Raw genomic sequence first — 12,321 nt, 5'->3', positions numbered from 1 at the left:
AAAAAAAGAGGCCCGAAGGGCCTCTTTTTTTTTGCGCTTGGTATTTATATCTTGCCGAGTAACAGCAGGACCAACAGCACCACCAGTACGACGCCGATGATACCGGACGGGCCATAACCCCAACTTCTGGAGTGCGGGAAGACCGGCAGGCCACCGATCAGCAGGAGGATCAGGATGATGATTAGAATAGTGCCCATTGTTGATTTCCTTATTGGTCAGTTCTGGAGTGATGTAACTTTCAACTGCCAGCGCGCATGCATTAAATCCGGGCGGCTTAATAAGTCCGACCGTAACGTCCAGTAAAAAATTCAATGTTTTTTGCTGTTGCCATAACGCATGACTTTGGCGTCCGCAGGTTCCAGGCCAAGACTTCAAAACCGCCTGCGGTTTGCCCCCGCCATTCAGCAATCTGATGGAGCGTGGGTCCGGCCGGCGCCTTCGCTACACTCGGCCCATCTCTCCCGGAACAACAAGGCTGTTTCCCTATGCAAAATCGCATGATGATCACTGGTGCCGGCTCTGGCCTGGGTCGCGAAATCGCGCTGCGCTGGGCCCGCGAAGGCTGGCGCCTGGCCTTGTCCGATGTCAGCGAGCCTGGCCTGCTGGAAACCCTCAAGCTGGTACGCGCCGCAGGCGGCGACGGCTTCGTCCAGCGCTGCGATGTGCGCGACTACAGCCAGCTCACGGCGTTTGCCCAGGCCTGCGAGGAAAAACTCGGCGGCATCGACATCATCGTCAACAACGCCGGCGTAGCTTCAGGCGGGTTCTTCAGCGAACTGTCCCTGGAGGATTGGGATTGGCAAATCGCGATCAACCTGATGGGCGTGGTCAAGGGCTGCAAGGCGTTCCTGCCGCTGCTGGAAAAAAGCCGTGGGAAGATCATCAACATCGCTTCCATGGCTGCGCTGATGCAGGGCCCCGCCATGAGCAACTACAACGTGGCCAAGGCCGGTGTGGTGGCGCTGTCGGAGAGCCTGCTGATCGAGCTGGCGCAGCAGGAGATTGGGGTGCATGTGGTCTGCCCGTCGTTCTTCCAGACCAACCTGCTGGACTCGTTCCGCGGCCCGACCCCGGCCATGAAAGCCCAAGTCGGCAAATTGCTGGAAAGCTCGCCGATCAGCGCCGCCGACATCGCCGATTACATCTACCAGCACGTCGCCCAGGGCGAATTCATGATCCTGCCCCATGAGCAGGGGCGCATGGCCTGGGCCACCAAACAAAAGAATCCCAAGCTGTTGTATGACGAAATGACGGCCATGGCCGACAAGATGCGCGCCAAGGCCCGTCAGAACCAGGGTTGACCCCAGGTTCCAATGTCCTCAGGATGGCGCGCTCGTGCCTTCCTGATGGACTGCTCCATGCTCAACTATTTGTGGTTTTTTCTCGCCGCACTCTTTGAAATCGCTGGCTGCTACGCCTTCTGGATGTGGTTGCGCCAAGGCAAGAGCGCCTGGTGGATCGGGCCGGCGCTGCTCAGCCTGACGCTGTTCGCCCTCTTGCTGACCCGCATCGAAGCGACCTACGCCGGTCGTGCCTATGCCGCCTACGGGGGAATTTATATCATCGCTTCCATTGGCTGGCTGGCGGTTGTAGAGCGAGTACGGCCGCTGGGTTCCGACTGGATTGGCGTGGCGCTCTGCGTGTTGGGCGCGGGTGTGATTTTGTTTGGGCCGCGGTTCTCCGGTCCTTGAATTGACCCAGTGCCTGACCGGGTTTTGCAGGACGTTTCCTTCAGCTGCCGGAGTTTTGTTTGTAGGGGGTTACTGAATTCCCTCCGGCACCTTGTGCACAGAAAACAGCCCGGGCATGGTCGAGGTCCAGACATTCTTAAGGACAAGAGCCATGCTCGTACTAAGCCGCGCTGTAGGTGAGTTGATTTCCATCGGTGACGACATTTCCGTCCGCGTCCTGTCGATCAGCGGCAGCACCGTGCGTTTCGGCGTGGAGGCGCCCCGGCACGTCGACGTCCATCGCTCGGAAATCTACGACAAGATCCAGAGAAAAAAGGCCCAGGCCGCACGCAAGGCCTGTTCAGTCGAATAGGTGCTTGGGCACGTCATGCTTGAGCATCAGTTGGCACTGTTCGCTTTCGGGGTCGAAGACAATCATGGCCTGGCCTTTGGTCAGGGCCTGCCTGACCCGCAGAACTCGCGTCTCCAAAGGCGTATCGTCGCCATTGTCAGTCCCATCGCGGGTGACGAAATCCTCGATCAGGCGGGTGAGCGTGTCGACTTCAAGTTGGTGGTAGGGGATCAGCATCATAGGGCTCCGCTAAACAATGAGGCGGATGCTACGGTGGATAGGCCGTCGCGGCTAGCCTGGGCTTCGCGACGGCTGCTCCAGCGTTATCCCCCAATGCTTGAATCCGGATCACTGATCCGAACGCTGCCCGATCAGGCTGTCGACTGACGGCACGCGGGTATCGCTTTCCATCTGCGCATCGTGTTCGATCTGGTGGCTGAAGCGGTCCAGCGACCCCTGGGCGGGTTGCGCGTCGCTGGCAAACACCGGTGGGCTGAGGATATACGCGCCAAGCAAGCGGCTCAGTGCGGCCAGGCTGTCGATGTGGGTGCGCTCATAGCCATGGGTGGCGTCGCAGCCGAAAGCGAGCAGGGCGGTGCGGATGTCGTGGCCGGCGGTGATGGCCGAGTGGGCGTCGCTGAAGTAGTAGCGGAACAGGTCGCGGCGCGCCGGCAACTCGTTCTCGCGGGCCAGCTTCAACAGGTGGCGCGACAGATGATAGTCGTAGGGGCCTCCGGAATCCTGCATTGCCACGCTCACCGCATGTTCGCTGGAATGCTGGCCAGGTGCGACCGGAGCGATGTCGATCCCGACGAACTCACTGACGTCCCAGGGCAATGCCGCCGCCGCGCCGCTGCCGGTTTCCTCCGTGATGGTGAAGAGTGGGTGGCAGTCGATCAGCAACTCTTCGCCGCTGTCGACAATGGCCTTGAGCGCTGCCAGCAACGCGGCAACGCCAGCCTTGTCATCCAGGTGCCGGGCGCTGATGTGGCCACTTTCGGTGAATTCGGGCAACGGGTCGAAGGCGACGTAATCGCCGATACCGACCCCCAGTGTTTCGCAATCGGCGCGGGTGGTGCAGTAGGCGTCCAGGCGCAGTTCGATGTGGTCCCAACTGATGGGCATTTCATCCACCGCGGTGTTGAACGCGTGCCCGGACGCCATCAACGGCAACACACTGCCGCGGATGACGCCTGTGTCGGTAAACAGGCTGACCCGGCTGCCTTCGGCAAACCGACTGGACCAGCAACCTACCGGGGCCAGCGTCAGGCGGCCGTTGTCCTTGATGGCTCGAACCGAGGCGCCGATGGTATCCAAGTGCGCCGAGACGGCTCGGTCAGGGCTGTTCTGGCGGCCCTTGAGGGTGGCGCGAATCGTCCCGCGCCGGGTCATTTCGAACGGAATGCCCAGCTCTTCGAGTCGCTCGGCGACATACCGCACAATGGTGTCGGTGAAACCGGTCGGGCTGGGAATGGCGAGCATTTCCAGCAAGACTTTCTGCAGGTATGCGAGATCCGGTTCGGGAATTTTACTGATCATGGAAACTCCTCACGGAACGTTAAGTGGGGATAGCAAACCTTGTGGCGAGGGAGCTTGCTCCCGCTGGACCGCGAAACGGTCCCTCTGAGTTCCAGTTTGATGCACGAACCCGGAGTACTACGGAGAAGGGCCGCTTCGCGCCCCGGCGGGAGCAAGCTCCCTCGCCACGGAAAGATATTTCAGACCGCCGCCTGGCTATGGGGAAACAACATATCCACAAAGCGTTCTGCGGTAGGTTGCGGTTCGTGGTTGGCCAGGCCGGCGCGCTCGTTGGCTTCGATGAACACGTACTCCGGCTGATCGGCCGCAGGCACGAGCAGGTCCAGACCGACCATGGGAATGTCCAGCGCCCGCGCGGCACGTACGGCGGCATCGTTCAGGGTCGGGTGAAGAATGCCGGTCACGTCTTCCAGCACGCCGCCGGTGTGAAGGTTCGCTGTACGACGCACGAACAGATGCTCGCCTGCGGGCAACACGCTGTCATAGTCGTAGCCGGCCGCACGCAACGTGCGTTCGGTCTCGGCGTCCATCGGAATCTTGCTTTCGCCTCCTGTGGCAGCCTGGCGTCGGCGGCTCTGGGCTTCGATCAGCGCGCCGATGCTGTGTTGGCCGTCACCGATCACTTCCGCCGGTCGCCGGATGGCCGCTGCCACCACTTCAAAGCCGATCACCACGATTCGCAGGTCCAGCCCCTCATGGAAGCTTTCCAGGAGCACGCGGCTGTCGAATTTGCGCGCCGCTTCGATGGCGCCCTGTACTTCTTCGATCGTCTGAAGATCCACCGCCACGCCCTGGCCTTGTTCACCGTCCAGCGGCTTGACCACCACGCGCGCGTGCTCATCGAGAAACGCCAGGTTGTCGTCGGCATTGCCCGCCAGTTGTTGGGCCGGCAAATTCAGGCCAGCGTTCTTCAACACTTTGTGGGTCAGGCTCTTGTTCTGGCACAAGGTCATGCTGATGGCGCTGGTCAGGTCGCTCAGCGATTCCCGGCAGCGGATGCGCCGGCTGCCATGTACCAGGGTGAACAGCCCGGCCTCGGCATCATCCACCTGCACTTCGATGCCGCGACGGTGCGCCTCATCGACAATGATTCGCGCATACGGGTTGAATTCCGCCTCCGGGCCAGGCCCCAGGAACAGCGGTTGATTGATGCCGTTCTTGCGCTTGATGGCGAAGGTCGAGAGGTTGCGAAAGCCAAGTTTGGCGTAGAGGTTCTTCGCCAAGCGATTGTTGTGCAGCACTGACAGGTCGAGGTAGCTCAAGCCACGGCTCATGAAGTGCTCGATAAGATGACGCACCAGCACCTCGCCAACGCCGGGGCGCGAGCACTGCGGGTCCACCGCCAGGCACCAGAGGCTGCTGCCGTTTTCCGGGTCGTTGAAGGCCTTTTGGTGATTGAGGCCCATGACGCTGCCGATCACCGCGCCGCTGTCGTCGTCTTCGGCCAGCCAGTACACCGGGCCGCCCTGATGGCGCGGGGTCAATCGCTGGGGATCGATGGGCAGCATACCGCGGGCCTGGTAAAGCTGATTGATGGCTTGCCAGTCGGAATCGCCTTGGGCTCGGCGAATCCGAAAACCGCGAAACACCCGCGTGGCTTGTCGGTAGTCACTGAACCACAGGCGCAGGGTGTCCGACGGATCGAGGAACAGATGCGCCGGTTCTAGCCCAAGCACTTGCTGGGGCGCGGCGACGTACAAGGCAATGTCGCGTTCGCCGGGTTGTTCGTTGAGCAGTTCCTGGGCCAGGCTCGCCGGGTCCGGGAAGGTATGGCCGATCAGCAATCGGCCCCAGCCACAGTGCACCGCGATCGGGTCGGCGCCCAGCTCGCTGCCGTCTTCGGCCAGGCGTGCTTGCAGGCGTTCATAGGACGGTGGCTGGCCGCGCAACAGTCGTTGGTTGTGAAGGGTCGGGTGGGGTTTCATGATTTCAGATTCCTTGCTCGCTGAGCCACAGGTTCAGCGCCGCCAATTGCCACAGCCTCGAACCGCGCAGGGGCGTCAGCTGGCCATTGGGGTCGGTCAACAAACGGTCGAGCATGGTCGGGTTGAACAAGCCACGATCCTGGCTCGGATCCAGCAGCAACTCACGAACCCAGGCCAGCGTGTTGCCTTCCAGATGCTTGAGGCCCGGCACCGGGAAATAGCCTTTCTTGCGGTCGATGACCTCGCTCGGAATCACTCGGCGAGCTGCTTCCTTGAGCACGTGCTTGCCGCCATCGGGCAGCTTGAATTCAGCTGGCACTCGGGCTGAAAGCTCCACCAGCCGGTAGTCGAGGAACGGCGTGCGCGCTTCCAGGCCCCAGGCCATGGTCATGTTGTCCACGCGTTTGACCGGGTCGTCCACCAGCATCACGGTGCTGTCCAGGCGCAGGGCCTTGTCGACCGCGGCATCGGCGCCCGGTTGGGCGAAATGTTCCTTGACGAAGTCACCGGCCGCGTCGTTGGCCGTCAGCCATTTGGGCTGCACGGTAGCGGCATACTCTTCGTAGCTGCGGTCGAAGAAGGCCGCGCGATAGGCGGCGTACGGGTCGCTGGCGCCGTCCACTTGGGGATACCAGTGATAACCGGCGAACAGTTCGTCGGCGCCCTGGCCGCTTTGCACCACTTTGCAATGCTTGGCCACTTCCCGCGACAGCAGGTAGAAGGCGATGCAGTCGTGGCTGACCATCGGCTCGCTCATGGCGCGGAATGCCGCGGGCAGTTGTTCGATGATTTCTTTTTCATCGATGCGCAACTGGTGGTGCCGGGTGCCGTAGTGCTTGGCGATCAAATCCGAATACTGGAACTCGTCACCGCGCTCGCCGCCGGCGTCCTGGAAGCCGATGGAGAAGGTCGACAGATCCTCGACGCCCACTTCGCGCAACAAGCCTACAAGCATGCTCGAATCCACACCGCCCGAGAGCAACACGCCGACATCGACGGCGGCGCGCTGGCGAATGGCGACGGCTTCGCGGGTGCTGTCGAGCACGCGGTCGATCCAGTCTTCCAGCTTCAGATTCTGCTCATCGGCCCGTGGGCCGTAGGGCAGCGTCCACCAGGTTTTCTGCTCGGTGGTGCCATCCGCCTCGATGCGCATCCAGGTCGCGGGCGGCAGTTTCTCGATGCCCGCCAACAGGGTACGCGGCGCAGGGACGACGGCGTGGAAATTCAGATAATGATTGAGCGCCACCGGGTCGAGCACCGGGTTGATGTCACCGCGCTTGAGCAGCGCTGGCAACGCCGAGGCAAAGCGCAGGCGCTGGCCGGTACGCGACAGGTACAGCGGCTTCACGCCGAGGCGGTCGCGGGCGATGAACAGCCGCTTGGCGTCGCGTTCCCAGATGGCGAAGGCGAACATGCCGTTGAGCTTGGGCAGCAGGGCTTCGCCCCAGGCGTGATAACCCTTGAGCAGCACTTCGGTGTCGCCGCCGGAATGGAAGGTGTAGCCCAGGCCTTCGAGTTCGGCGCGCAGTTCCGGGTAGTTGTAGATCGCACCGTTGAATGCCAGTGCCAGGCCCGATTGATTGTCGGTCATCGGCTGCGCCGAGCCGTCGGAGAGGTCCATGATCTTCAAGCGACGATGGCCGAGGGCAATCGGTCCCTGGCTATGGAACCCCCACGCGTCAGGACCGCGAGGGGCCAGGTGATGGGTAATTCGCTCTACGGCCGCAAGGTCCGCAGGTTGTTGATCGAAACGTAACTCTCCAGCTAATCCGCACATGTGGTGTGAACCCTTTGTATTTCGGCATGTGTGTCGCTACTGGTGATTCTCTCGTACCGTTTTCGTACCACTTTCAACTCGGTCCAGTTTGTCCAGCTCTGCCCAGTCGCTCGGGGAACTGATCCACTTGGCGTAGGTGGAAAGCAGTACTTGCACGCTGTGCCCGAGTTGCGCGGCGATGAATGCTGGATTCATGCCGGACATCAAACACATCGTGGCGTACGTATGGCGCGTGTCATACATTCTGCGATGCCGAATTCCTAACTTCCGCAGCGCGCTCAGCCAGTAGCGTTTGGGACCTGTTTCGGATCGGACGAACAGCTCTGCCTTGTCGCCCGATCCTTCCGGCGCGAACACGTAATCGGATCGTGCCGCCGTTAAAGGTCTGGCTTTTTCGAGTGCCCGTATTGCTCGATCGTTCAATAAAACTTCCCGGATGACCTTTGTCTTGGTCCGCTCCTGGATCTTTCCATAGATGCGAATCCGACAGACGTTGGCTGTTCGCTTGCGCGTGTCTACCTCGCTCCAGCGCAATGCCATCGCCTCTCCCGGTCGCATCCCGGTGTAGAAAGAGAACTCAAAAAAACAGGCATAAATTTGCTGCAAACCGCTCGTCAATTCGTAGAGTTTCGCAATGATCAGATCCGCTTCGTCGCGGGTGAAGGGATCCAGGTTCCGCTTGGGAACCCTGGTCGGCGCTATCGAGTTGGCTGGATTTCGGATGATCAATTCGTCCCGCACCGCCTGGGTCAGGATCGTGGTGACTAGGCGGACGGCATCGCGCCGGCGGACGGGGGAGGGCCATTGGATGTCGTTGACGATCTTCCGCATCAGCACCGGCGTGATGGAGTCGATGCGTTTGGTTGCGAGATAGGGCACCCAATACGTTTGCAAGGTGGACCGGTAGTTTTTTCGAGTGCTCTCCACAATCTGAAGGCCGTCGAGCCAGTCCTGGGCATAGTCGAAAAAAATTGGGGCAGCCTTGGCCTCCAGGCTCCGTGTCCCTGGGAATAGCTCGGCGTATTTCTCAACACTGAGGGCGCCGAGCTTGTCCAGTTGTTTTACTTGAGCACGTAGGCCCGCTGCGGCAGCGATCCCTTTCGGGGTTTGAGGGAGGGCGAGCGTTTCACAGCAGCGCTTCTTGTTCCAGGTGAAACGAATTCGGATTGATCGCCCGACAAGCTCCACCCCTGCTGGCAGGTCCACAGGCTTTCTATCCATTCGTCATATCTCCGCTTGCTGTACATGATCCGACCATCAATCTTCGCCCATACCCAGGCGGGTATGACGTTCCTCTCCCGCTTGCGCTGCAGGGCCTTGGCCGTGCAACCCACCAATTCAGCCATCCTCTTCTCAGTGACCTTGTCGTGAGCGGTGTCGTGGAGAAGCTCTTCAGCTGCTGACATGGCTTCTCTCCGTCGCTTCTTGCGACTCAGCCACCATGCGCAGCTTGAGGTCGATCCCACAGGCTTGGGCTAGGCGCATCAGTTCGCTTACCGTGGTGCTCGGCTCCTGCATGGCCTGGCCGAAGCGGACCAGGCGGGAGCCGAGCTGGCTGAACTCATCTTTAAGAGCAATCCGGCTGCCACTTGGCGATGCGGCTGTCATGGCTGCACCTCCGTTCCTTCTGGTTCCTTGATTGCTGCCCGGTAACCAGCTAGGAAAATCAGGTAATCCGCATGAGTGCGCTCGTCGACAAACCCGCTACGTCCCTTGGACAACTCATCATTGTTGGCGCCGATTGGGTTTGCCGCGATGAACAGGTCGCGAGGGTCAGCCATGAGCTTCACGCGATCATCAATGTGCATTGCGTCGCCGACTGCCGGGATGTTGGATGCGCTTGCGAGCGCGTCCAGCAGCAGCTGCTGGCGCCGCTGTCCATCGAGATACTGACGGACCGCCTGAACAAACACACTGTTCATGCTGCGGTCGCTGGCGCTCGCAGCGGCCTCGATGTCGGCCCGCAGTCCATCGGGCAACCGCGCAACAAATTTGTCAGCGGTGCGGGAGTCGTAATTCGGGATGTTCATTTTTTCTCCTTGGAATGACTGCTTCCCAAAGCGCCCTCTATACCAGGGCGCTTCAGTGAAGACTTATTGAACAACCCGAAGCTCGCCTCGAGGAACCCAGCCCGCCGGCGTATCAACCAAGCAGCCAACGAACGCTGCGTAGCGGACATGCCGATCGGTCTGGAGTCCGTAGTAGGAGCACAGGCCGCGGTTGACGACGCTGGCGCCGACCAGATAAACCGCGACGATCAAGGCCACGGTGATCAGGACGCGCTTCAGGTAGGTATTCACGCGTCGATACCGAAGTCTTTAAGCCGTAGGCCCAGCTCAACACCGATCTCGGCCAATACCTTCATTTCCTCGGGGCTGATATCTCCGTCGCCCTCGGCCACGGTCAGCATGTTGACGAAGACCTCCTCGGCGTCGGCGGGGTTGTTCTTGATGTCGCGGATCTCGCGCAGGATGTTCATGCGGCCCAGGCGGAATCCGGCCTGCAGCTGCTCCGTAAACAGATTCACAGTGCTGGTGATCTCTGACCCGAAGTGCTCCAGGGCCTTGTTGGCGCGGATCTGGATATCGATCTGGGCCGCCTCGTTCTTGCTGATCTCGCCGTCAGCTGCGGCCACCAGCAGGCAGCCACCAACGATGGCTTGCATCAGGTCGCGATTTTCCAGCTTCTTTACTGCGCGCTTGGCGCCGAACAGTTTTTTTCCGATACCGAACATAGGTTGTTACTCCGTGGTTTTGGCTGAATGCCATTTATTGATGGTGTACAGGACGATGCAGGTGGTGCAGATGAGCCACAGGACGGAGCCTGCGAACCCGACGAGGACGGCGCCAGTTGAGACGCTGTCCATCATTTCCGGCGCCGCGAAGCCAAACCAGGCGACCGTGAGCGCGACGTAGACGAACATGAACATCAGCACCTCAAACAGGCGCATTGCCGATAGGCGTTTCTGTTTCATCACTTTCTCCAGGCCGAGCGAATCCCGGCCGCGTTGTTGGCTTTCGCAAAAGTCAGGGGTTGTTAAGCGGTGAGGGCGACCTCGATGCGGCGGACCGCCACGCGGGTTTCGATACGCCGCTCGCCATTGCCTCGACGAACGCGCAGGGCTGGGTCTTCTGGCATTGACGCATGCACCGCCAGGATCATGGCTAGTACAGCCGCTGGCGATATCAACCCGCGCTTAAATGCTTCGGCCACAAGGGCCGCGCGGCGGGTTACGCCCAGTTTTGTGGTCAGCGCCAGCAACCGCTTGTCGATCGTGTCCGGAGCCACACCAAGATCACGGGCGGCTTCTTTGCTTGTTTTGCCGGAAGCCACTGCCATTAAGCATTGCAATTCACGTGGAGCGGCGCCTCGGCCGAGAAAGCCGATGAAACCTGCAAAGCTAATGGTTGTTGTGGTCATGCTGAGAAGCTCCGTGTTCTGCTTGGCTCAAAGTAAACGATAAGTTTATTTGGTCGTCAACACGTTTTGTTTATTATTTTTTGGTGTGCGACAAAAAAACCGCCTTTCGGCGGTTTTGATGCTGTGTGCAGGGAATTTTTAGCTAAACAGAGATGGGGGTAGTTTTGCGTCCACTACGGTCCCGGTGATCTCCCAGCGGTCATTAAGCGGCTTGATTGGGTAGGAAGGATTTAAAGGCTTCAAGAAGAGATCCCCAGCGTCACGAACCAGCTGCTTAAAGGTGAACTCATTGCTGTCTTTGAGGCGAGCCACCACAAATTGTCCGGGTTTTGGCTTTGCTTCAGCGTTGACCAGTATCAGAGAGCCTTCCGGGAAGGATGCGCGAGACATGCTTGCCATTGACGCGCCTTCTACCTCAACCCAAAAACCACGGTCACCGGCCCAAGCATCACTAGAATGCCACTTAATAGCACTGTCAGAGGATAGGCTTTGAGGGTCTATGCAATCGACCATATCAGTCCAAGGGATGACTGGGTATCTGAAAGCATTAGCGGCAGACATTGCATGGATTCTTCTGGCTTCCTTTGCCCAAGCCGCTCGCTGCTCTGCGCTCGCGTCCATCACCCTAGATAATTCAGCTTGTTCCTCCTCGCTCAGGGGAGAGCCTTCCCCATCTTGCAGCCACTCCGGACGGATTTCTAGGAACTTCGCGACCTGCAAAATCTTGCGCCCAGGGACGCCTCTCACAAACCAGTTATTTACGGTTTGATTGCTGACCCCTGTCGCCTGAGCGATTTCTGATGGGGTTTTCTGAGCAAGGTGCAGGCATTTGCGCAGTCTGTAGCCGGAATTTTCTTTATCCATAAACACAGAGTTTACCGGGCTTGATTCGGGTAGGAAATAAACGTATTGTTGATCCATCGCTGAAAATATACCCGGAATGTTTATGAACAAGACTCCGCTGGACCGAGCAATTGCAGAGGCTGGATCTGGAGCTGCTCTGGCTAAAGTAGCAGGCGTCACTCCGATGGCTGTTTCGTACTGGAAGATCCGCGGGGTGCCAGCCCGTCACGTCTTAACCATTGAGGTTGCTACTGGGGTGTCGCGCCATGAGCTGCGCCCGGATATCTACCCACGGCAAACCCCAAAGCTGGATACAAATCTACTCCCAACGCCGATCAGCGATCAGTCCGTTGTTACTGCTGTGGATTCATCCAGTGGGAAGCCAGGCTTGTGAAAACTTCCGCATGCGAAAACTGGAAATATTCTGCGCATGCGCGGAATTTTGAATTTTTCGTGCGTCACTTCTGCCAAATCATGCCTTATTCAAGCCAAATTTACCGTCTTCCAAATTTTCTTTCCTTATCGGGGGTAGTCGCTCAGCACTACTTAGGTAAAGGAAGAAATTTTCGGAGCTATCACATGATCTCGCAGACGTGCCCTCCCAGAAACTCGACCCTCCTGAGGCCCTCGCTTAATGGTTACCTTACGCATCAGCATGTTTCGAGTGAAAAAGGAAGGCCCTCGCCAGGGCCTGTTCAGAGACTTCCAATGGTTGGCTTTTGCCTGCCCAATTAAAAGGAATCCGGCATGAGCCAGCGCATCCAATCCCAGTTTTTGCTGTCCGACTGACTTTTC

General features: G+C 59.3%; 17 protein-coding genes. 4 read left to right on the top strand and 13 right to left on the bottom strand.

Translation table 11 applies throughout. The features are described 5' to 3' along the window. Positions 1-44 precede the first annotated feature (44 nt). Positions 45-197, bottom strand: a complete 153-nt coding sequence (locus tag J3P82_RS18135) for a DUF3309 family protein (protein WP_003183939.1) — start codon at positions 195-197, stop codon at positions 45-47. 288 nt (positions 198-485) lie between these two features. Between J3P82_RS18135 and J3P82_RS18130 the strand changes: the two genes are divergently transcribed. The 3 genes from J3P82_RS18130 to csrA all read left to right on the top strand — a co-directional run bounded on the left by J3P82_RS18130 (position 486) and on the right by csrA (position 2,043). Then, on the top strand, positions 486-1,301 hold the full coding sequence (locus J3P82_RS18130; protein WP_186643022.1) for an SDR family oxidoreductase: 816 nt from the start codon (positions 486-488) through the stop codon (positions 1,299-1,301). Positions 1,302-1,358: 57 nt separating this feature from the next. Then, positions 1,359-1,691, top strand: coding sequence for a YnfA family protein (locus tag J3P82_RS18125; protein WP_434558058.1), 333 nt, complete (start codon positions 1,359-1,361; stop codon positions 1,689-1,691). 151 nt (positions 1,692-1,842) lie between these two features. Beyond that, on the top strand, positions 1,843-2,043 hold the full coding sequence (gene csrA / locus J3P82_RS18120) for a carbon storage regulator CsrA (RefSeq protein WP_186610467.1): 201 nt from the start codon (positions 1,843-1,845) through the stop codon (positions 2,041-2,043). On the opposite strand, the gene J3P82_RS18115 is transcribed toward csrA, so the two are convergent. From J3P82_RS18115 to J3P82_RS18060, 12 genes are all read right to left on the bottom strand, one after another. Beyond that, on the bottom strand, positions 2,032-2,259 hold the full coding sequence (locus J3P82_RS18115; protein ID WP_434563885.1) for a YheU family protein: 228 nt from the start codon (positions 2,257-2,259) through the stop codon (positions 2,032-2,034). The two genes, csrA and J3P82_RS18115, sit on opposite strands and share 12 nt — an antisense overlap. A 111-nt stretch (positions 2,260-2,370) precedes the next feature. Next, entirely contained in the window at positions 2,371-3,561 is a 1,191-nt protein-coding gene (locus tag J3P82_RS18110; protein WP_434558057.1) for an osmoprotectant NAGGN system M42 family peptidase, read from the bottom strand. 179 nt (positions 3,562-3,740) lie between these two features. Continuing rightward, positions 3,741-5,486 (bottom strand): N-acetylglutaminylglutamine synthetase, encoded by a 1,746-nt coding sequence (gene ngg, locus J3P82_RS18105; RefSeq protein WP_434558056.1) that lies wholly within the window; start codon positions 5,484-5,486, stop codon positions 3,741-3,743. Between the two features lie 4 nt (positions 5,487-5,490). Then, positions 5,491-7,263, bottom strand: a complete 1,773-nt coding sequence (locus tag J3P82_RS18100; RefSeq protein WP_434558055.1) for an N-acetylglutaminylglutamine amidotransferase — start codon at positions 7,261-7,263, stop codon at positions 5,491-5,493. 36 nt (positions 7,264-7,299) lie between these two features. Continuing rightward, entirely contained in the window at positions 7,300-8,484 is a 1,185-nt protein-coding gene (locus J3P82_RS18095; RefSeq protein ID WP_434558054.1) for a tyrosine-type recombinase/integrase, read from the bottom strand. Between the two features lie 171 nt (positions 8,485-8,655). Continuing rightward, positions 8,656-8,871 (bottom strand): hypothetical protein, encoded by a 216-nt coding sequence (locus tag J3P82_RS18090; protein WP_434558053.1) that lies wholly within the window; start codon positions 8,869-8,871, stop codon positions 8,656-8,658. Then, positions 8,868-9,293, bottom strand: coding sequence for a CopG family ribbon-helix-helix protein (locus J3P82_RS18085; RefSeq protein WP_434558052.1), 426 nt, complete (start codon positions 9,291-9,293; stop codon positions 8,868-8,870). Before J3P82_RS18085 ends, J3P82_RS18090 begins: the two co-directional genes overlap by 4 nt. 63 nt (positions 9,294-9,356) lie before the next feature. Then, positions 9,357-9,563, bottom strand: a complete 207-nt coding sequence (locus J3P82_RS18080) for a hypothetical protein (protein ID WP_434558051.1) — start codon at positions 9,561-9,563, stop codon at positions 9,357-9,359. Further along, positions 9,560-9,997: a tellurite resistance TerB family protein gene (locus J3P82_RS18075; RefSeq protein WP_434558050.1), complete on the bottom strand. Its 438-nt coding sequence runs from the start codon at positions 9,995-9,997 to the stop codon at positions 9,560-9,562. Before J3P82_RS18075 ends, J3P82_RS18080 begins: the two co-directional genes overlap by 4 nt. Positions 9,998-10,003: 6 nt before the next feature. Further along, the gene (locus J3P82_RS18070; protein WP_434558049.1) at positions 10,004-10,237 is read right to left on the bottom strand and encodes a hypothetical protein; all 234 of its coding nucleotides are present in this window, start codon (positions 10,235-10,237) and stop codon (positions 10,004-10,006) included. A gap of 62 nt (positions 10,238-10,299) precedes the next feature. Next, positions 10,300-10,683: a response regulator transcription factor gene (locus tag J3P82_RS18065; RefSeq protein ID WP_223472858.1), complete on the bottom strand. Its 384-nt coding sequence runs from the start codon at positions 10,681-10,683 to the stop codon at positions 10,300-10,302. Positions 10,684-10,821: 138 nt separating this feature from the next. Next, on the bottom strand, positions 10,822-11,604 hold the full coding sequence (locus J3P82_RS18060; protein WP_434558048.1) for a S24 family peptidase: 783 nt from the start codon (positions 11,602-11,604) through the stop codon (positions 10,822-10,824). Between the two features lie 19 nt (positions 11,605-11,623). On the opposite strand from J3P82_RS18060, the gene J3P82_RS18055 reads away from it, so the two are divergent. Beyond that, positions 11,624-11,920 (top strand): transcriptional regulator, encoded by a 297-nt coding sequence (locus J3P82_RS18055; protein ID WP_434558047.1) that lies wholly within the window; start codon positions 11,624-11,626, stop codon positions 11,918-11,920. The last annotated feature ends 401 nt before the right edge of the window (positions 11,921-12,321 follow it).

The sequence above is a fragment of the Pseudomonas sp. Z4-20 genome (genome assembly GCF_051131955.1).
GTDB lineage: Bacteria > Pseudomonadota > Gammaproteobacteria > Pseudomonadales > Pseudomonadaceae > Aquipseudomonas > Aquipseudomonas marvdashtae.
The sequence above is the reverse complement of the archived record's forward strand: the minus strand, read 5'-3'. Positions and strand labels throughout refer to the sequence as shown.

Coding starts and splice junctions, on each gene's coding strand:
- J3P82_RS18125 (WP_434558058.1), top strand. CDS start 1,359: ATGCTCAACTATTTGTGGTTTTTTCTCGCCGCACTCTTTGAAATCGCT.
- J3P82_RS18055 (WP_434558047.1), top strand. CDS start 11,624: ATGTTTATGAACAAGACTCCGCTGGACCGAGCAATTGCAGAGGCTGGA.
- ngg (WP_434558056.1), bottom strand. CDS start 5,486: ATGAAACCCCACCCGACCCTTCACAACCAACGACTGTTGCGCGGCCAG.
- J3P82_RS18070 (WP_434558049.1), bottom strand. CDS start 10,237: ATGAAACAGAAACGCCTATCGGCAATGCGCCTGTTTGAGGTGCTGATG.
- csrA (WP_186610467.1), top strand. CDS start 1,843: ATGCTCGTACTAAGCCGCGCTGTAGGTGAGTTGATTTCCATCGGTGAC.
- J3P82_RS18085 (WP_434558052.1), bottom strand. CDS start 9,293: ATGAACATCCCGAATTACGACTCCCGCACCGCTGACAAATTTGTTGCG.
- J3P82_RS18100 (WP_434558055.1), bottom strand. CDS start 7,263: ATGTGCGGATTAGCTGGAGAGTTACGTTTCGATCAACAACCTGCGGAC.
- J3P82_RS18060 (WP_434558048.1), bottom strand. CDS start 11,604: ATGGATCAACAATACGTTTATTTCCTACCCGAATCAAGCCCGGTAAAC.
- J3P82_RS18065 (WP_223472858.1), bottom strand. CDS start 10,683: ATGACCACAACAACCATTAGCTTTGCAGGTTTCATCGGCTTTCTCGGC.
- J3P82_RS18110 (WP_434558057.1), bottom strand. CDS start 3,561: ATGATCAGTAAAATTCCCGAACCGGATCTCGCATACCTGCAGAAAGTC.
- J3P82_RS18115 (WP_434563885.1), bottom strand. CDS start 2,259: ATGCTGATCCCCTACCACCAACTTGAAGTCGACACGCTCACCCGCCTG.
- J3P82_RS18135 (WP_003183939.1), bottom strand. CDS start 197: ATGGGCACTATTCTAATCATCATCCTGATCCTCCTGCTGATCGGTGGC.
- J3P82_RS18130 (WP_186643022.1), top strand. CDS start 486: ATGCAAAATCGCATGATGATCACTGGTGCCGGCTCTGGCCTGGGTCGC.
- J3P82_RS18075 (WP_434558050.1), bottom strand. CDS start 9,997: ATGTTCGGTATCGGAAAAAAACTGTTCGGCGCCAAGCGCGCAGTAAAG.
- J3P82_RS18095 (WP_434558054.1), bottom strand. CDS start 8,484: ATGGATAGAAAGCCTGTGGACCTGCCAGCAGGGGTGGAGCTTGTCGGG.
- J3P82_RS18090 (WP_434558053.1), bottom strand. CDS start 8,871: ATGACAGCCGCATCGCCAAGTGGCAGCCGGATTGCTCTTAAAGATGAG.